This window comes from Brevibacillus jepli (genome assembly GCF_047229145.1).
GTDB lineage: Bacteria > Bacillota > Bacilli > Brevibacillales > Brevibacillaceae > Brevibacillus.
Map to the genome: position 1 here is coordinate 1 of NZ_JBFEFW010000010.1, position 18,030 is coordinate 18,030.

Sequence of the window (18,030 nt, forward strand, 5' to 3'; positions counted from 1 at the left end):
TCTTAAGGATAGGTATTTTCTTTTACGTCAAACTTAGATGAACCGCCGTATACCGAACGGTACGTACGGTGGTGTGAGAGGACGGGGGTTAGTCACCCCCTCCTACTCGATTATTCCCAACAAATCGATTGCAAGCATTTGAAACGAAAGGCGTGTATCAGAAAGGTTTCCATCATGTTGTGCCGGACGTGCACTTCGAAGGAACCGTCTTCCTGTGAAAAAAACAGGACATCTGTATAGTCTTTGTTCCCCTCAAAATAACGGCGAACCTCTTTGACGCGTTCTCGCATGGAATCCGATTTGACAATAATCTGGTAGGTAGCACCTTGCTCAGCAATGCGTTCCTTTATGGCGATTTCTTTTTCATCATAGGTGTAATGGAACAAGAAGGATTCCTCCTCACCAAATAAAATAGCGTAGATATACGTATACATGAGCAATCATGATAGAGAGGATCATCAACGGGAAAGCGACTTTCATAAAGCTGAAAAAGCCGATATGATGTCCTTCTTTTGCAGCCAAACCAGCGACAATCACATTGGCACTGGCACCAATCAAAGTACCGTTCCCGCCTAAACACGCACCTAGTGCGAGGCTCCACCAGAGAGGCTCCAGGTTGGTGATCCCGAGGGCTCCCATTTCCTTGATCATCGGAATCATGGTGGCAACGAACGGGATATTGTCAACAAAGGCAGATGCGATCGCACTCAACCAGAGGATCAACAGGGAGGTCTTCATTGAATCTCCACCCGTCAGATTCATCGCTTCAGTTGCGAGTTTTTTGATCACGCCTGTCTCCACTAGACCAGAGACGAGAACAAACAGGCCAATGAAGAAGAAAATCGTATTCCACTCCACTTTGCTGATCGCGTCTTCTAAATAATGCTCTCCAGTAAGGAGGAGCAAAAGAAAAGCTCCAGTTAAAGCGATGGTTGCCGACTCCAAATGTAAGGCTCCATGGAGCATGAAACCAATAATGGTCAACCCCATCACCGTCAAAGACTTTTTCAATAAACGGCTGTCGGTAATTTCATCACGCTCATTTAACTGCATGATTTTTGCACTCAGCTCAGGCGACGTTACTAATTGCCTCCGATAAATAAGGACCAGGCAAACAACGGTTACCGCCAAAATCACGATGATAACAGGGCTCAAATTCACGAGAAACTTCATAAAATCAAGCTCCGGTACAGAACTGCCAATCATGATATTCGGTGGGTCACCGATCAACGTAGCGGTTCCCCCAGTATTTGAGGCGATAATTTCACTGATTAAAAAAGGTATCGGATTAAGTTCGAGCTGGCGGGCGATGCTAAACGTCACAGGTACGATGAGAAGTACAGTGGTAACGTTGTCCAGAAAGGCGGAAGCAAAGGCCGTGATCAAGCTCAGGTAGACGAGAATTCGAATCGGTTTGCCCTTTGCGACCTTAGCCGCACGGATGGCCACATACTTGAAAACGCCGGTCTGCGCCGTAATGGCAACTAAGATCATCATTCCAATGAGTAGACCGAGCGTGTTAAAGTCGATGTGATGAATGGCTTGATCCTGTGAGACGATCCCAAACAAGACCATGAGAATGCCGCCAGACATGGCGACAATGGTACGATGTAGCTTTTCACTAATAATAAATGCATAGGTAACTAAAAAGACAGAAATTGCCAATAATGCCTGGTTCGTCATAAGAAGCTCCTTCCTTGGTGTATAAGATTATCTTGTCCCATTATAGCTCTAACCAAAATAAGGGTAAAGAAAAAGACCCGGCACATGGCCAGGTCTATAAATAGGCTTACAGCTCAATTTGTGTAACGCTTTTCACTTCAGCCAGCTCGCCCATCGTATCCAGAAGCTCTGGGGTCAATGGTTTGTCGACGGAGAGCATCATGATCGCATCCCCACCGATGTCACGGCGTCCTACCTGCATCGTTGCGATGTTCACGCTGTTTTCACCCAAGATGGAACCGACACGTCCGATCACACCTGGTCGGTCATTATGGTGAATGTAGAGGAGGTAGCCCTCCGGCGCCACGTCAATGGCAAAGTCGTCAATTTTTACGATACGCGCACCGTATCCATTGAGTCGCGTTCCAGCAACAGAACGAGTCTCTTGCGTTGTTTTCAGGCTAACGGTGAGTAAGTTCGTAAAGCCTTTGTTTTGGGCTGTCTTTTGCTCGGTTACCGTAATATCACGTACTTTTGCCAAAATCGGGGCGTTCACATAATTTACTTCTTCGCCCAATCGGAAGGACAGTACACCTTTGAGCACCGTGCGAGTCAGAGGGGAGGTGTCTACATCCGTCAACTCACCGCTATATTTAATCGAAATCTCCGAAATGGAACCTACCGTCACTTGGGCAAGGAAATGTCCAAGCTTTTCACCCAATGTAAAGTATGGCTGAACTTTTTCCATCACGTGTGCAGGGATGGATGGCAAGTTCACTGCGTTTTTGAATGGCTCGTTACGTAGCACCTTCAGGATTTCTTCCGATACGTCTACAGCCACGTTTTCCTGTGCCTCAATGGTCGAAGCACCCAGGTGTGGTGTTGTTACCACTTGCGGTAGACCGACGAGAGGGTTGTCTACAGGTGGTTCTTCTTCGAATACGTCCAAAGCTGCCCCTGCGACTTTTCCAGCCGTAATTGCCTCGTAGAGAGCTTTCTCGTCGATGATTCCACCGCGTGCGCAGTTAATCAACCGAACGCCATCTTTCATCTTCGCGAATTCACGTGTGCTGAGAATATGACGGGTTTCCTTTGTCAGTGGAGTATGAACGGTAATAAAATCCGCTTTGCGGCAAATTTCGTCTACGGTTGCATTGATAATACCCATTTTTTGCGCGCGTTCCTCAGTCATAAAAGGATCGAAGCCCATGACAGTCATTCCAAATGCCTTTGCACGCTTGGCAACCTCAGAACCGATTCGGCCCATTCCGATGACGCCGAGTACTTTCTTGTTCAACTCTACCCCTTGGAAGCTTTTGCGATCCCACGTACCGTCTACCAGCTTCTTGTGAGCTTGGGGGATGTTACGAGCGACTGCCATGAGCATCGCGAACGAATGCTCTGCGGTAGAAATCGTGTTACCGTCTGGAGCGTTGATGACGGGAATACCTGCTTGCGTCGCAGCATTAATATCAATATTATCGACCCCAACACCCGCACGACCGACTGCCTTCAGCTTTTTGCCGGCAGTGAGTACTTCTGCTGTTACTTGTGTTTGGCTGCGCACGAGCAGTGCATCGTAGTCGCCAATCACCTCGATCAATTCGGCAGGGGAGAGATTCGTCTGGCGAACGACTTCTACATCAGAGGCGTCCAATAGTTGTTGAATTCCAAATTCGCTGAGTGGGTCTGTAATGAGTACTTTATACATGTGCAATGAGCACCTCCTGAGCAGCTTTTACACCGGCACCCAATTCAACAGGGGCACCGATTTGGTGAAGCGACATCTCGATTGCAGAAATGACTTGCAGGACATCCAGTGGCTCGCAATAGCCCATGTGACCGATACGGAAGATCTTGCCCTTCATGTGCTGCTGACCGCCAGCAATTGTAATGTTATATTGCTGTGTCAACATTTTGCGGAGAGCTTCTGCATGAAAGGCACCATCAGGATCGCAAGAGGTCACTGTCGTCGAAGCGTACTTGTCTTCCGCCATCAGTTTTATGTTCAGTGCTTTCATCGCTGCGCGCGTCATGTCTCTCATCAGCTCATGACGCTTCACGATAGCTGGAATGCCTTCTTCGTCCATCATATCCAATACCTCGGCAAGGCCGAAAATAAGCGATACAGCCGGTGTATACGGCGTTGTTTGCTCTGCTAGGCTCTTGCGATATGCTTTAAGATCCAAATAGAAGGCGAGTGATTTGTTTTGTTCGATCACATTCCAGGCACGCTCACTCGCAGCGAGGAAGGCAAGGCCGGTTGGCAGCATAAAAGCTTTTTGCGAGCCAGTGACGATCATATCGACACCCCAAGCGTCCATTTCGCATGCAACCGCACCGAGGCAGCTTACAGCATCCACAATGAAGAGGGCGTCCGAATGTGCGCGAATGACTTTCGCCAATTCAGGAATCGGGTTTTCTACCCCAGTTGATGTTTCACAGTAGGTGGCGAATACGGCTTTTACTTGCGGCTTTTTTTGAATGAATGCTTCAACCAGCTCCGGTGTAATGGCTTCGCCCCAAGGTACTTCCAAGCGATGAGCGACTACTCCGTATCGCTCGCAAATTTTTGCAAAGCGTTCACCAAACGCGCCGCTGACGAGGACAGCCGCTTCATCGCCTGGTTGGAGTGTGTTTACGACACCCATCTCCAGTGCGCTCGTTCCGCTACCCGCCAAGATATATACGTCCTGTGTGGTGCCGAAGTAAGGCTTTAGTCTCTCAGCTGTACGAGCGAAGAGAGCGGAAAATTTGCCGCTGCGGTGTCCAATCATCGGTTGGCTCATCGCCGTTTGGACTCGTGCTGGGATAGGGGTAGGGCCAGGGATTCTCAAAATCATTTTGTCTGCAAACATGGTTCTCTCCTCCTAAATAAGTGCATATCAAAAAAACCTCCCGTTCTCACACTGCTCCTATTACAGAACAGTGAGGGACGAGAGGCTTTGCTTCGCGGTGCCACCCTCATTCGCTCTTTTTTTCTCAAAAAAGAGCCTTGGTAGGTACATGACCTAAAAGAGATAACGGATCTACCGTTTGCGTCTACTGGGATGGTGAATCCACTTTTCAACGCAGCAGCTCTGAAGTGCTTAACCGTGGGAGAAACCGCCGATTCGCAGCAACCATCGGCTCTCTGGGGATTTCTCGATCACAGCGTTTCTTCGTCATCGCTGTTGATTTATGTGGTGTTTCGTAAGATTTGTACTTACGATATCACGTCAAAATAAGACCGTCAAGAAGAAAAACAAGAAAAAATGAACATTAATAATTTTATTCCGTTTATCGTTCGTGAATATTAGTTAATTGGTTAGTGAAAATACCAGAAAAACAACCAAAAGACGAACGTTAAGATATTATCCTCACAAAAACTGGGAAAAACGCGATTTAATGTTCGGTTTTTGCTGTCGTTTTTATCTTACCGAAAAAGCACAAAAGAAGGAATGGGAAATTGCCGATCATTCGTTCAGTGTAGGGAAGAGAAGAGAAAAGGGGAAATAATGAAAAACCTCTTACATACCGAAGTACGTAAGAGGTTTCTTCCATTAGTAGATGGAATACTATTCCACTTTAATAGAGTCGGTCGGGCATCCTTCAGCAGCATCACGAACATCGTCATGCAGGATATCCGGGATTTCAACACTGTTAGAGTTGTCATCCAACTTGTTGAACGCAAGGCCCTCATCGTCGTAATCAAAGACGTCAGGAGCCGTGGCGCCACAAGCACCGCAAGCAATACAAGTATCTTTATCTACCCATGTAGTCATCGTGGTTTCACCTCCCATACCGAAGTGGTACGTCCACTATCATAGACCATTGTATGCTCTTGTTGACAAGATTTCAAGATTGAATCAGTCTAAAAATGTACGACTACTTATAAAGAGGGATTTCAGGTGCTTTTAACACGGAGTAGAGCTGTGTATTCAGTCGTTTAAAATCTCCGGCGGAAACAGCATCTGTAGCGTTCAAAATTTTAACCGCCGCTGACAAATCCTTGATTCCAAGCGCTTGAACTTCATTTGAAGCGATGAGCAAGTCAAGTCTCGCAGTCAGATCCTCAGGACTGTAACCGCTCCATTGGTTGCTTGCGGACATGGCAACAGCCGCGAGATAGGTGCGGTAGTGAAAAGGATACTGCTTCCACTGCGTGGTGTTGACGTTCGCTGGGACTTGCTTCGGCATTGGTTGTTTCACCACATAGGCAGATTCCCAAGCAGCGATGGAGTGATACACCTTTTCCTGTGCGGTAAGCCAGTTGTTTTGGAAAAGCGTCAAGCTTGCTCCAATGGAGGCTGGCGTAAGAGCATTACTATTTTGATCGGAACGAATCTGCTCCATACTATCCAAATACGCCCGTACACTGTTCGTAAAAGTGGCGTGGGCTTGTGTCAGCAGGGGAGATGTCGGCAAAGGAACGGTTTTGTCCAGCTCTTTGAGTGTTTGATCAGCTTGCTTGCTAAGCTGCTTCAAGCTATCCGACTGTTCGTTCTTGTCCATTTGATTCCATTTATCCATCGTATCAAAGTGAGCTTGCTTTAGCTCAAGCATCGGTGCATAAACGGCATAGTAAAAACGGATAAAGTCCTGTTCGTTGTACAGCTTTTGCTCGCGTAACAGCTTTTCTTTTTCTGCTTCCTTTTTCTCTGCTTCCAGTACTGCGGCTTGTTCGGACTCCAATTGTGTCTTCATATAATGTGCCCCGAAAAAAAATCCACCAACTGTGCAGGCAAGTGTTATGATGATCATATACGCCATCATAAATTCTGACTTTTTCAATCGTTTTGTCATACCATCCTCCAAATCCAATGATGCAGTTTACTTCGCTTACCAAGCGTAGAAAATATAGAATAATGTAAGGAGTACCAATGAACAGTCGGAACAGTGCGGCAGAGGAGCAGGACCTTTTATGTGCGGTCGCCTTGAATGCCATGATTCCTCTGGCCAATGAACGAACGCTACAGTCAGCCTACTACATCCTGCGTGGCAGAAAAGCCAACCAGACACTGCAAGATGTACATTTGTATACCCTTTATCCGTATTATCGGATGTTTTCCCGTTTTCCGAGAGAGGATTGGGAGAAAATAGTGTCAACTTTATTTCAGGAAGGCTGGATTGTACCTGTAGATGCAGCTGGAACGAATTCGAAGCCTACATTTACTGTTTCGGATACAGGCTTGCAGTATGCACAACAGACCTACCAAAAGTATCGATTTGATGTGTGGTTCGCACCATTTACTCAATCCGATTTGTCGGAGAGAATCGAACCGTTTTGGAGCAGGCTCCATCTTATGGTCCAAACAATCTCGCAAATGCTTCAAGGCGATCTCGGCTTCATTCCGGTCGTATCGGATAAAGCTGCCCAGCGCTTTGTAAAAACGCAATTGTCTGAAGCGTCTATGCGAATCGCTTGGAAGGAACAGTTGGCGGACGAGCTATTTCGACTCTGGGAGCCTTTGGAGGAAGACGTGCAGGAGCTCTTGTTCAGTCAACTTTCAGGAGTGGGACAAGTCGGTAAAACGATGGGGCAATTAGCTGATGCCAGGCAAACAAGCCGTAGCTATCTCATGCTGCAATTTCGATTTGGGCTTGCCGCGTCTATTCAGGGGCTACTTGAACAGAGCGATCAGTTCCCTCTTTTAGCAAATCTCGTCACGCAAAGCCACAAGCTGGATCCACGCTTAACTGAAAGTGCAGCTCGAACGTACGCACTGCTTCAGATGGGCTGTGAGAAAAAAGAAATCGCGGCGAAAAGGCAGATGAAAGAGAGTACGATTGAGGACCATTTGGTTGAGATTGCCTTTCGTTGCCCGGAATGGGATGATTCATCGTATTTGCCAAAAGAGCTTGCAAAAGTGATTATAGAGACGAGCGAGCGTCTAGGTACGAGTAGACTCCGGCTGATTAAGGATCAATTGGGGGCCGAAGTGACCTATTTGCAAATCCGTTTGGCATTGGCACGGGCGACGAGGGGGGCGGAATGAATAAACAGCTAATGTACGACAGGTTCAAGCAGCATTTTGGATACGATTCATTTCGTCCCGGTCAGGAGTCCATTATCGAGCGCCTAATGCATGGTCGCAACGTACTTGGACTTTTGGCTACGGGCGGCGGGAAATCCGTCACATACCAGCTGCCAGCATTGCTCTTGCCGGGTCTAACTATCGTGGTTTCCCCGTTGATTTCGTTGATGGTCGATCAGGTGCAGCAGCTGCGGGCACGAAAAAAAATCCCTGCCACCTATTTGAACAGCATGCAGGATGCAACAGAGTCGCGAGAAATCTTAAAGGGAATATCGGAAGGCGCGTACAAGCTGTTGTATGTCTCTCCCGAAAAGCTTCAGCAGCCTTATGTTCAGCATGTGTTGAAGCGGGCCAAGGTGTCTCTGATTGCGATTGATGAAGCACACTGCATCTCACAATGGGGACATGATTTTCGCACGGACTATTTGCGTTTGCCAGAAGTCGTGAAGCAATTGGGAGCCCCGCCTGTTCTGGCTGTGACGGCAACGGCGACGACAGCTGTACGCGAGGAAATTTGTCGTTTGTTTTCCATAGAAAAGGAAGATGTCGTCATAAAGTCCCTCAATCGATCCAATATCGCCTATGATCTGATGGAAGTAACCGATGAAAGTGAAAGACGTTCGTTTGTATTTGATCAGATCGATCGACTACAGGGCCCTGGGATCGTTTATTGCAGCACGCGACAAGCGGTAGATGTATTGGCGGCGTCTTATCAGCTCGACGGAAAGAAACGCGTTCACGGCTACCACGGGGGTATGAACAGTATGGAGCGCATGCTGATTCAGTCCCAATTTCTCGCAGGAGAGCTGGATGTCATCATAGCAACGAATGCATTTGGGATGGGAATTGACAAGCCAGATATTCGCTACGTCATCCATTATCAAATGCCAGCAAGTCTGGAGGCATATGCTCAAGAAATCGGGCGGATCGGCCGGGACGGTATGCCGGGATATGCCTTGCTTTTATTTTCGTGGGACGATTTGCAGATTCATCACCACATGCTGGACAAGGAGTACCCGACACAAGCGCAGGTCCAAAAATACGAACAGTTATGCAATTCCGGGGTTCCGTTGACCAGCGAAGCATTAGCGATGATGGATATATCTGAAGAAATGAGTGCACTTCTTGCTTTTTACACGGAAAGAGTGCTTTCCACATACGAAGTGGCTGCTACGGGGGAGTCCTACCCGAAGGCCCAAATCATTTGGCAGGAAACGGAAAAGAGAAAAAGCTTCAAGCAAAAAAAACTGGCAGAAATGGTGTCTTACGTAAGAGGAGAAAGCTGTTTGCGCACGAGCATCAATACGTATTTTGGAGAAGCAGATAAACGGTTTGATCGATACTGCTGCACGCGATGCGGCCTATCAAAAAATGCGTATTTCCAAACAAACGACAAGACTATTGTAAAGAATGATCAAAGCAAATGGAATTTGCGGCAGGCGTTAGACACTCTTTTGCCGAACAAATAAAGGAGAGAAACAACAAGTGAAGCAAGATCGGCAAGAGTTGGATGAAGCCACTCTTCGGCTGAATCTTTGGTTAACACAAGGATTAGTTATGGGAGCAGCGGCTGCAGGCAGCTTATTGGTACTTGGATGGGACGCGACACTGTCCTTATTCACTTTGCCAGGTTGGGAAGCTATGCTGTGGGCTCTATGTGTAGCGGCAGGTATTATTGTTGCGAGTATTGCCATGGATCATTACTTGCCTAAGCGTTGGCAAGATGACGGCAGTATCAATGAAAAAGTTTTTGGAGCCATGTTACCGTCAACGACAATTTTCGTCTGTATGGTAGTAGGGGTAGGAGAGGAATGGCTTTTTCGGGGAGTTATTCAAACATTGACCGGGAATTTTTGGAGCAGTCTTATTTTTACACTGATTCACGTGCGATATTTGAAGAAACCGCTCATGGTGATTAGTGTGTTTGGGACAAGCTGGCTGTTGGGGCTGTTATTTCACCAGTATCAGTCCCTATGGCCCTCTATCGTCGCCCATATCTCCATCGATGTCATGTTAGCCTTTTATTTACAAAAAACAATCAAGAAAAAGGGGGAGGAAGAGTGAATCTCGAGCAAAATCCATTACCACCTCGACGCTCCCGTCATACACGCCCCAAAGCGTCGTTCTCGATAAAAAAGTGGATTCAGCCTGGACTGCTCTTGTTTGGCTTCGTTTTTTTCGGGTTGATTGGTCTTGAACTGTACAGGGCCAATGCGCCACATGAGTCAGCGGCTTCTGGTACTGTTGAGTTTAACGAAGTAGGGAAATCGAATGTAGCAGCGAATACACAAGGAAAAAACGCAGGGGAAAAAGAGCCGGCTTCAGTCGTCCTTCCTTCTACACCAGATCCTAATGCAAGTGTGGATAACACGCCTGCAAAAACCAAAACAACCGAATCGAATCAGGCTGAGCCTGTGGTGAAGGCGACAGCAAGCACCGAGAAGCCTGCTATGAGCCAAACAACAAGTACAGCACCCACAGGTACGAATGTAAACAAAACCAGCCAGACAGCGAAGTCGTCTAGTAGCAAAGAGGCTACACCGGGAAAACAGGCTACGATGACCCCTTCTGCAAAAGCGAAGGTCGTCAAGCATGTGGTGAAGAAGGGTGAAACCTTGTTCATGCTCTCACGACAGTATTATGGGAACAATTCGAATGTAGCGAGAATAGCGAAATACAACGGGCTTCATGCAGAATCTGGGCTCACGGAAGGAAAAGTTGTTCTTGTTCCCCTCACTCAGTAATGAGTTTAGGCTCCACTGGCAATGCTACCTAAGAAAAGGGTAAGCAGGTGGGTGCGAGTGGAGTATGATACGGTCATTGTCGGTGGTGGGATTGCTGGGCTTCAGACGGCAATTCAGCTTGCTAGATGCCTTCGACGCGTTGTGGTCATTGATATGCCAGGTGGTAGATCAGCAGTCGCCAAAACCTACCGAAACATTCTTGGATTTTCGGATGGGGTTAGTGGCGACTTTTTGCGTCAAGAGGGCAGGAAACAAGCAGAAAAATACGGAGCAACGTTTATTGCAGATGTGGTCACGAAGCTTGCTTCTGACCCCAGTGGTTCATTTCTGGTAAGTACGAAAAACGGAAAACAGACACTAACTGCCCGAACACTCGTATTGGCAACTGGCATTCGTGATCCGTTTCCCACGATTCCTGGCTTTTCGGACTGTGTAGGCGTATCGATCTTCCTATGTCCCGACTGTGATGGGTATGAAACAGTTGGGAGGGACACAGCAATCATTGGAGCAGGCCCGCAAGCAGTTTCGATGGCAGACGAACTCATTTATTATACGAACAAGCTAACTATCATTAATCATGCAAAAGCACAAGTTGATGTGCAAGACCTAACAGCTTTGAGTGAGCGGGGGATATTGTATCGTAATGAAACCGTACGCACACTCCATCATACCGCTGGACAATTGCACGAAATCGAGCTCGCGTCAGGTGAACGTTTGTCTGCTGCAAGAGCATTTCTTGCTTTTCCCGGCGCACATGCGTTGACGGGACTTTTAGATGATTTTTCCGTGCAAATTCATGAAAAGGGCCACATACATACGAATCCCCGAACGAAAGAAACTGACCATCCTAACATATGGGCTGTTGGAGACATCAACGAGCATTCTCAACAGGTTTCGATTGCGATGGGGGATGGAACACAGGCGGCAATCTGGATTCAAAAGCGGCTACGTGAATATGAGAACTAGAAAAAACGCCTGTGCTGGGCGTTTTTTGCGGTATCAGGAACCCGAACTAGCAGGGTTCAATATAAATGAGAAAGAAGAACAAAGGGTGCAACTTTTCCTGGGAAAGCGCAGGAATTGACAGGCAACAACAAGGTTACCTTTTCCGTGACTTCATTCGACATGTATAGGCGAATACTGCGTAGGTGTTATGGTAGCTTTGTTCCGGTTACTAAATGTGATATGATAGGACTACCCCGTATTTTCCAGTCCATAAAAAAATGGATGAATGCCAACTGGTATTCGCCGGAGAATGTGGAGAACTCTTACAGGCTTACCATCATATTTTGTAGTACGACTGGATGGCGAGGAGGGACAGTCATGCGTGTTGAACGCCTTGGTCAAGATAAAATACGAATCTTTTTAACTTTTGACGACCTCTCGGAGCGCGGGATAGAAAAAGAAGACATGTGGCGTGACATTCCTAAAGTACATGAACTGTTCAACGACATGATGGAACAGGCTTATCACGAATTAGGATTTGAGGTATCAGGGCCTGTTGCAGTTGAAGTGTTCGCCTTGCCAGCTCAGGGAATGGTCGTAATCGTTACGCGCGGCAAGACTGGCTCAAAAGACGGAAAAGAAGAAGAATTCGAAGACGAAGATGTATACGAGCTAGAGGTTACCTTGGAAGAAAGCGATTTGATCATGTATGCCTTCCGGGACTTTGAGCATATGGTTGAAGCCGCACACCGCATAAACGCTCTTTTGACCAATGGAGGGGCTGCCTACTTCTATCAGGGGAAATATCATCTGGTACTGGAGGAAGTCGAACTGGATCAGGAGCGTTATCACAAGCTAATTGCGATCCTCTCTGAGTACGGAGAAGCGACGCCGATAACGATTTATGTGTTGGAAGAATACGGAAAAGTAATCGTTGCCGACGATGCTGTCAAGGAAATATGCAGACATTTCACCTAATTGAACAGGAATGTCTGGGAATATAAAACAGCACCTAGTCAACCAACTAGGTGCTGTTGCTGTCTGTACCTATCCATGTAGGCCATCAAAAAAATCTGCCTCTTTACTCTGAATGGTGTAGTTCGGCAGGTTATGCCAGGCTAAAATATAGTAATCGCTTGGCGGGACAGATGTGGATACGCCATCGTTTACTCCGGGAAATACTCGATCGATCGATAAATGCTGTGTTTTGTGCGCGCGCAGTGCTGCCGCAACCTGATCCCTATATTTCGGACCATTTATGATCGTCGTAATGCTTGTCATCGGGTCTGTAAATGGTGGTTTCAAGGCACCTAGTGATCCTTCGGTCGGAGTGGTCGCATAATAGAGCTTTCGCACGCTCGTATCTGGGTCTAAAGATAGGACAGCCTGGGTAGTCGCATGACTAATGGCCAGGTGGTCAGGATGGCCGGAGATGCCGTGCGGCGCAAAAGTAACCACGACTTCCGGTTTAATCTGCCGGATCGCTTGGTGAATACGATTGACGAGCTCATCTACCGGAACTATGTTTAGGAACTTATCTTGGTACTCCCAGACGTCTACACTTTGCAAGCCAAGTATGGCGCAAGCGTCCCGAAGCTCTTGCTCACGAAAGCGGGGGAGTTCTTCCGGTGTGCATAACGGTGGTTCCCCCGCTTTTCCTGCTTGCCCTTTTGTTGCGCATAATAAATGGGTGCTGGCAGTTTGAGTGTCGGTATATTTAGAAATGGTAATCCCACAAGCAAACGTTTCGTCATCAGGATGAGCAAAAACAAACAAAATAGGCTTATTTTTCATAAAAACACCTCCATGTATAAACTTCCACCTTTACTTTTTCCATTATGGCATAAATTCACTTATTGCGTAATGAAAGAAGCAAGTTTGGGGACAATACAACCATGATTGACGTGCGTTTGAAGCTGTTTGTACAAAATGTAGCTTCGTAAAAGCGTTACCAAATTGGATGGTAAAATATTGAATGATTATGCAAAACAAGGCACGAAAACGTTTTCGAAATGGAAAAAAAACATTTTTAAGCTTCTCATAAATGATACAAGCGTGTATACTAAAGGCGGCATTGACCGAAAACATTTTTGAGGTGGTAAGTAATGGGTAATCAAGACGTGGTAACCGAAAGCACCGAAGGGAAAGAAAAGCAAGAATCATTGAACTTGCTCCATTCAACTCAAACGGTGATCAAGGAAGCACTGGAGAAACTAGGTTACCAAGAATCGATGTTTGAACTCTTGAAGGAGCCGCTACGCGTTTTGACCGTACGCATTCCGGTTCGCATGGATAACGGCGAAGTAAAGGTGTTTACGGGCTATCGTGCACAGCACAACGATGCAGTAGGTCCGACCAAGGGGGGCATTCGTTTCCACCCGGAAGTTACTGAGGATGAAGTTAAAGCACTTTCTATCTGGATGAGCCTCAAAGCCGGTATCGTTGACCTGCCATATGGCGGTGGTAAAGGCGGTATCATTTGCGACCCGCGTGAAATGTCCTTCCGTGAACTGGAAAGACTGAGCCGCGGTTACGTTCGCGCAATCAGCCAGCTTGTGGGCCCTACTAAAGATATTCCGGCTCCGGATGTCTTTACGAACTCACAGATCATGGCGTGGATGATGGACGAATATAGCCGTATCCGTGAATTTGACTCGCCTGGTTTCATTACGGGTAAACCAATTGCGCTGGGTGGTTCCCATGGCCGCGAAACAGCTACTGCAAAAGGGGTAACCATTTGCATCCGTGAAGCAGCGAAACGTCGCAATATCGACGTAAAAGGTGCTCGCGTAGTTGTTCAAGGTTTTGGTAACGCTGGTAGCTACTTGGCTAAATTCATGCACGATGCAGGCGCTAAAGTTGTAGGTATCTCTGATGCTTACGGTGCGCTGCATGATCCGAACGGTTTGGATATCGACTACCTGTTGGATCGTCGTGATTCCTTTGGTACAGTTACAAAACTGTTCAACAACACGATTTCCAACAAAGAGCTTCTTGAACTGGAATGCGACATCTTGGTTCCGGCAGCGATCGAAAACCAAATCACAGCTGCAAATGCTCACAACATCAAGGCGCAAATCGTAGTAGAAGCGGCAAATGGCCCAACTACACTGGAAGCGACTAAGATTTTGACTGAGCGTGGAATTCTTCTTGTTCCAGACGTTCTGGCTAGTGCTGGTGGTGTGACTGTTTCCTACTTCGAGTGGGTACAAAACAACCAAGGCTACTACTGGTCTGAAGAAGAAGTAGAAGAGAAGCTGGAAAAAGTAATGGTTCGTTCGTTTGAAAACGTATACTCCATGTCTCAAACTCGTCGCATTGACATGCGTCTGTCTGCTTACATGGTTGGTGCCCGTAAAATGGCTGAAGCATCTCGCTTCCGCGGTTGGGTATAATTTTCAAGCAACCCTCCATATATTGAGAAAACATGGCTTCGCCAGCTTTGGCGGGGCCTTTTTTTATTGTAGGTATGTGGCTGCGGTGGGGAGAAGAATATTTCCAGACTAGGCTCAGTGCTCCGTCCCACGGGGAAGCTTGCACTGCCCGCTCCGAAGGGCTTAGCGGGGAAACGCAAAAGTGGTAGCCGCTACGTAGCATGGGCACGGTTGCGTTTCTGTTGCCCGCTAATCCCTTCTCCGCTTGGTAGGACTCCACAAGTCGCTACGTCTGGAAATATTCTTCTCTAGCGTTACTAATTACGTTCTTCAATCTTTTAAGGATTTAAAACCCGTTTAACACGGAAAGCTCGTAGAGGAAACAGGAGAAATAAGCGAAGATCTTAGGGACACCGACCGAGACGCAATGCAAAAAGCGAAACACGCTTTTAAGCGTCCACCTCTGAAACACATCTGGAATGGACCACTTTGGACGCGGTTTCGCTTTTTGCATGGAGTCGTGCAGTCAATCCCTCAGGGGGTGGCCCTAGAAGCTGAGCGTTTTCTCCTTTTTCCTCCCCACCACAACAGCATCGTACAAGATGGTTATAATGGACGAAAAAACCTCCTGATGAGCAGGAGGTTTTAGTCCTTTTATTTACTGATCGAACAACTGCTGCAGCTCTTTGAAATCCCGTGTTTTTTGTAAGGTAACGATTAACTTGAGACGAGCCTTTTGCCCATTCAAGCCATTGGAGAAGATGATACCCATCTCTTTTAGCTTGCGGCCTCCGCCTTCATAATCGTAGATGTCCTGCACCTGGCCGTTATAACAGCGCGAGACGAGCACAATCGGCACGCCCTTGTCCAGTAATTGCTGGAGGATAGGGATGATGATGATAGCGGGAGGTAGATTTCCTAATCCGAACGCCTCTACGACAAGTCCATCAATGGATTGCTCCAACAAAAACTGCAACCAGGCGGGCTCCATGCCAGCAACTGCTTTCATTAGCGGCACATTCGCATCAGCATGGGTAATCGTATAATGCTCTCGATCCAATGGAGCATGGTGATATTGCACACTTTTCTTGGCGATCGTTCCAATTGGTCCGTATTGTGGGGACTGGAAGGTTGCGACATTGCTTGTATGTGTTTTGGTTACGTGACGTGCTGCGTGAATTTCGTCATTAAAAACAACGAGAACACCTTTGTTCAAACTGTCGGGGTCAGCGGCTGCACGAACGGAAGAGATGAGGTTAACGGGACCGTCAGCCCCGAGCTCATTGCTACTGCGCATGGCGCCGGTTACAACAATAGGGACGTGTACCGATAAAGTCAAATCCAGGAAGTAAGCAGTCTCCTCTAGCGTATCGGTACCATGGGTAATGACAATGCCATCATAGTGATCATGTGTAAACGCTTCTTCGATGTCGAGTCGCAGCTGATTCATGATCGCAGGAGTCATGTGAGGGCTTGGCAGGTTGAGCACATTTTTCATGGTGACGTCCGCGTATTTTTCTAAAAAAGGAAGATTTTTGTTGACTGCTTGATCATCCAATGGCTTTACGCCTTCTGAGTCATCGACAGACATGGCAATCGTGCCACCTGTATTCACTACCAAAATTTTTTTTGACATGATCTCTCTCCTGTAGCGGGTTTTCATCAACCAGTATTCATGGTACGATGAACAATAGTCTTGTGTAAAGGAGTAATAAAAGATGATTGCTTTGATCGGCGCGGCAGTTGCCCCCGGTATCGCCATCTTAAGTTACTTTTACCTGCGTGACAGTCTCGAACCGGAGCCGATTTCGATGGTGATCCGGTCGTTTATCTTTGGTATGCTACTGGTTGTTCCGATTATGGTGCTCCAGTACATCATGCAGAATGAATGGAACTGGCGGGACGGCATTGTCGCGGAAGTTTTCCAATCCGCTGTCGTTGAAGAATTTTTTAAATGGATGGTTATTTATTTTACGGTTTATAAACACTTGGAATTTGATGAGCCCTATGATGGAATAGTTTATGCCGTTGCGGTATCACTTGGTTTTGCTACATTGGAGAATTTGTTCTATCTCATTATCAATGGAATGAATATCGCCATCTGGCGTGCATTTCTCCCTGTATCCAGCCATGCGTTGTTTGCAGTATGGATGGGCTATTATCTGGGGCGTGCGAAATTTTCCAAGGACGCCAAGCATGAGCGGCTTTTTTTATGGATGTCCATTTCCTTGCCGATTGGCTTGCATGCACTGTATAATGCGATCTTTTTGTCGGTTCAAAACTGGCTGATCGTGATTGTGCCGTTCATGCTGGTTTTATGGTGGCAAGGTTTAAAAAAGGTGCAAAGAGCACACGATTATGGTTCTAAAAACCTCTCTTCACGTCCACAATAGACGGTAAGGAGGAGACGTGCGTGCTAAAAACGGAACGAGCAAAAGTGACAATTCAATGCAATGTATGTGGTGAAAAGTTTACCCTCCGTGGTCATCGAGAACCAGGAGGGCAAGTAGAAACAGGGTTCAAGCAGTGCCTGTGTGACAATGATCAGCATTTTAAAATTGATGAGTCCTGAACTTTTCTATTCACAAATGAAAAAGCGTTAAATCCTGCGTAGGCCGATGCGAGTAGCATCGGTCTTTTTCTATATCCAGATTTACATGCATAATCCATTCTTCCTCCACCAACACTATGCAAAGATTTCAATACATGCCAAGGAGGATTCAGCCGTGAGAACAATCTGGATCGCAGGTGTGTTGGTGATGTTGGTAACAGCGGGTTTGTCTGGGTACAAGGTTTTCTGGAAGGAAAAAAATGTGGCGGCTGCACAAGACACGCAGATGGCTGCACCTGCAGCGAAAAAACAAACCGCCAAAACCAAAGCCAGCTTTCATCCTTCACGGATCTCTAACAATGATATGAAAATCATGGCGAACGCTGTTTACGGGGAGGCAAGAGGTGAGCCGTTTGAAGGGCAAGTAGCTGTCGCAGCTGTCATTTTGAACCGCGTCAAGAGTCCTTCGTTTCCTGATACACCCTCGGCTGTGATTTTTGAGCCACGCGCTTTTACGGCAGTAGCTGATGGTCAAATATGGCTAACGCCAAATGAAAGTGCGATGAAAGCAGTGAAAAACGCATTAAGCGGCTGGGACCCATCGGGAGGCTGCACGTACTACTTTAATCCGGATACAGCAACGTCTGGTTGGATTTGGACCAGGCCTCAGGTCAAAAAGATCGGGAAACACATCTTCTGCAGGTGATGGATGCGTATTAAAAGGAGGAGTGGCAAGG

General features: G+C 47.0%; 18 protein-coding genes and 1 other annotated feature. Of the genes, 10 read left to right on the forward strand and 8 right to left on the reverse strand.

Going from position 1 to position 18,030, the window contains the following annotated elements; translation table 11 throughout:
• Positions 1-110: 110 nt before the first annotated feature.
• The 6 genes from AB1L17_RS12445 to AB1L17_RS12470 form a co-directional block, all read right to left on the reverse strand.
• A complete protein-coding gene (locus AB1L17_RS12445; RefSeq protein WP_412845160.1) occupies positions 111-386 on the reverse strand; it encodes a hypothetical protein in 276 nt (91 codons plus the stop codon).
• 13 nt (positions 387-399) lie between these two features.
• Complete coding sequence (locus AB1L17_RS12450) at positions 400-1,683, reverse strand: ArsB/NhaD family transporter (RefSeq protein WP_412845161.1); 1,284 nt, start codon at positions 1,681-1,683, stop codon at positions 400-402.
• A 106-nt stretch (positions 1,684-1,789) separates the two neighbouring features.
• A complete protein-coding gene (gene serA, locus AB1L17_RS12455) occupies positions 1,790-3,373 on the reverse strand; it encodes a phosphoglycerate dehydrogenase (protein WP_412845162.1) in 1,584 nt (527 codons plus the stop codon).
• Positions 3,366-4,520 carry a pyridoxal-phosphate-dependent aminotransferase family protein gene (locus AB1L17_RS12460; RefSeq protein WP_412845163.1) on the reverse strand — a complete coding sequence of 385 codons (1,155 nt, stop codon included), beginning with the start codon at positions 4,518-4,520 and terminating at the stop codon, positions 3,366-3,368. The genes serA and AB1L17_RS12460 overlap by 8 nt, the downstream gene beginning before the upstream one ends.
• 70 nt (positions 4,521-4,590) lie before the next feature.
• Positions 4,591-4,839: a binding site (T-box leader), on the reverse strand.
• Positions 4,840-5,219: 380 nt separating this feature from the next.
• On the reverse strand, positions 5,220-5,426 hold the full coding sequence (locus tag AB1L17_RS12465) for a ferredoxin (protein ID WP_047068940.1): 207 nt from the start codon (positions 5,424-5,426) through the stop codon (positions 5,220-5,222).
• A 103-nt stretch (positions 5,427-5,529) separates the two neighbouring features.
• Complete coding sequence (locus AB1L17_RS12470; RefSeq protein WP_412845164.1) at positions 5,530-6,447, reverse strand: hypothetical protein; 918 nt, start codon at positions 6,445-6,447, stop codon at positions 5,530-5,532.
• A gap of 77 nt (positions 6,448-6,524) precedes the next feature.
• On the opposite strand from AB1L17_RS12470, the gene AB1L17_RS12475 reads away from it, so the two are divergent.
• The 6 genes from AB1L17_RS12475 to AB1L17_RS12500 all read left to right on the forward strand — a co-directional run bounded on the left by AB1L17_RS12475 (position 6,525) and on the right by AB1L17_RS12500 (position 12,346).
• Complete coding sequence (locus AB1L17_RS12475; RefSeq protein WP_412845165.1) at positions 6,525-7,640, forward strand: YpbB family protein; 1,116 nt, start codon at positions 6,525-6,527, stop codon at positions 7,638-7,640.
• Complete coding sequence (locus tag AB1L17_RS12480; RefSeq protein WP_412845166.1) at positions 7,637-9,148, forward strand: RecQ family ATP-dependent DNA helicase; 1,512 nt, start codon at positions 7,637-7,639, stop codon at positions 9,146-9,148. The genes AB1L17_RS12475 and AB1L17_RS12480 overlap by 4 nt, the downstream gene beginning before the upstream one ends.
• Positions 9,149-9,164: 16 nt before the next feature.
• Positions 9,165-9,743 (forward strand): CPBP family intramembrane glutamic endopeptidase, encoded by a 579-nt coding sequence (locus AB1L17_RS12485; protein WP_412845167.1) that lies wholly within the window; start codon positions 9,165-9,167, stop codon positions 9,741-9,743.
• Entirely contained in the window at positions 9,740-10,423 is a 684-nt protein-coding gene (locus tag AB1L17_RS12490; protein ID WP_412845168.1) for a LysM peptidoglycan-binding domain-containing protein, read from the forward strand. Before AB1L17_RS12485 ends, AB1L17_RS12490 begins: the two co-directional genes overlap by 4 nt.
• 51 nt (positions 10,424-10,474) lie before the next feature.
• Positions 10,475-11,389, forward strand: a complete 915-nt coding sequence (locus tag AB1L17_RS12495; RefSeq protein WP_412845169.1) for an NAD(P)/FAD-dependent oxidoreductase — start codon at positions 10,475-10,477, stop codon at positions 11,387-11,389.
• Positions 11,390-11,746: 357 nt separating this feature from the next.
• The gene (locus AB1L17_RS12500) at positions 11,747-12,346 is read left to right on the forward strand and encodes a genetic competence negative regulator (RefSeq protein ID WP_412845170.1); all 600 of its coding nucleotides are present in this window, start codon (positions 11,747-11,749) and stop codon (positions 12,344-12,346) included.
• 69 nt (positions 12,347-12,415) lie between these two features.
• Here the strand turns inward: AB1L17_RS12500 and AB1L17_RS12505 are convergent, their stop codons facing one another.
• Positions 12,416-13,162: a PIG-L deacetylase family protein gene (locus AB1L17_RS12505; RefSeq protein ID WP_412845171.1), complete on the reverse strand. Its 747-nt coding sequence runs from the start codon at positions 13,160-13,162 to the stop codon at positions 12,416-12,418.
• Between the two features lie 311 nt (positions 13,163-13,473).
• Here AB1L17_RS12505 and AB1L17_RS12510 point away from each other — a divergent pair, with 311 nt between their 5' ends.
• Positions 13,474-14,763 carry a Glu/Leu/Phe/Val family dehydrogenase gene (locus AB1L17_RS12510; protein WP_412845172.1) on the forward strand — a complete coding sequence of 430 codons (1,290 nt, stop codon included), beginning with the start codon at positions 13,474-13,476 and terminating at the stop codon, positions 14,761-14,763.
• A 637-nt stretch (positions 14,764-15,400) separates the two neighbouring features.
• Here AB1L17_RS12510 and AB1L17_RS12515 read toward each other — a convergent pair.
• Positions 15,401-16,378, reverse strand: a complete 978-nt coding sequence (locus AB1L17_RS12515; RefSeq protein ID WP_412845173.1) for an asparaginase — start codon at positions 16,376-16,378, stop codon at positions 15,401-15,403.
• A gap of 82 nt (positions 16,379-16,460) precedes the next feature.
• Between AB1L17_RS12515 and prsW the strand changes: the two genes are divergently transcribed.
• Genes prsW through AB1L17_RS12530 form a run of 3 tightly spaced genes read left to right on the forward strand, consistent with a single transcriptional unit; the run spans position 16,461 to position 17,999 of the window.
• A complete protein-coding gene (prsW, locus tag AB1L17_RS12520) occupies positions 16,461-17,135 on the forward strand; it encodes a glutamic-type intramembrane protease PrsW (RefSeq protein WP_412845174.1) in 675 nt (224 codons plus the stop codon).
• Positions 17,136-17,155: 20 nt separating this feature from the next.
• Positions 17,156-17,314, forward strand: coding sequence for a hypothetical protein (locus AB1L17_RS12525; protein ID WP_412845175.1), 159 nt, complete (start codon positions 17,156-17,158; stop codon positions 17,312-17,314).
• 46 nt (positions 17,315-17,360) lie between these two features.
• Complete coding sequence (locus tag AB1L17_RS12530; RefSeq protein ID WP_412845176.1) at positions 17,361-17,999, forward strand: cell wall hydrolase; 639 nt, start codon at positions 17,361-17,363, stop codon at positions 17,997-17,999.
• Positions 18,000-18,030: the final 31 nt, after the last annotated feature.

Coding starts and splice junctions, on each gene's coding strand:
- AB1L17_RS12475 (WP_412845165.1), top strand. CDS start 6,525: ATGAACAGTCGGAACAGTGCGGCAGAGGAGCAGGACCTTTTATGTGCG.
- AB1L17_RS12465 (WP_047068940.1), bottom strand. CDS start 5,426: ATGACTACATGGGTAGATAAAGATACTTGTATTGCTTGCGGTGCTTGT.
- AB1L17_RS12515 (WP_412845173.1), bottom strand. CDS start 16,378: ATGTCAAAAAAAATTTTGGTAGTGAATACAGGTGGCACGATTGCCATG.
- AB1L17_RS12480 (WP_412845166.1), top strand. CDS start 7,637: ATGAATAAACAGCTAATGTACGACAGGTTCAAGCAGCATTTTGGATAC.
- serA (WP_412845162.1), bottom strand. CDS start 3,373: ATGTATAAAGTACTCATTACAGACCCACTCAGCGAATTTGGAATTCAA.
- AB1L17_RS12450 (WP_412845161.1), bottom strand. CDS start 1,683: ATGACGAACCAGGCATTATTGGCAATTTCTGTCTTTTTAGTTACCTAT.
- AB1L17_RS12460 (WP_412845163.1), bottom strand. CDS start 4,520: ATGTTTGCAGACAAAATGATTTTGAGAATCCCTGGCCCTACCCCTATC.
- AB1L17_RS12530 (WP_412845176.1), top strand. CDS start 17,361: ATGCGAGTAGCATCGGTCTTTTTCTATATCCAGATTTACATGCATAAT.
- AB1L17_RS12505 (WP_412845171.1), bottom strand. CDS start 13,162: ATGAAAAATAAGCCTATTTTGTTTGTTTTTGCTCATCCTGATGACGAA.
- prsW (WP_412845174.1), top strand. CDS start 16,461: ATGATTGCTTTGATCGGCGCGGCAGTTGCCCCCGGTATCGCCATCTTA.
- AB1L17_RS12500 (WP_412845170.1), top strand. CDS start 11,747: ATGCGTGTTGAACGCCTTGGTCAAGATAAAATACGAATCTTTTTAACT.
- AB1L17_RS12470 (WP_412845164.1), bottom strand. CDS start 6,447: ATGACAAAACGATTGAAAAAGTCAGAATTTATGATGGCGTATATGATC.
- AB1L17_RS12510 (WP_412845172.1), top strand. CDS start 13,474: ATGGGTAATCAAGACGTGGTAACCGAAAGCACCGAAGGGAAAGAAAAG.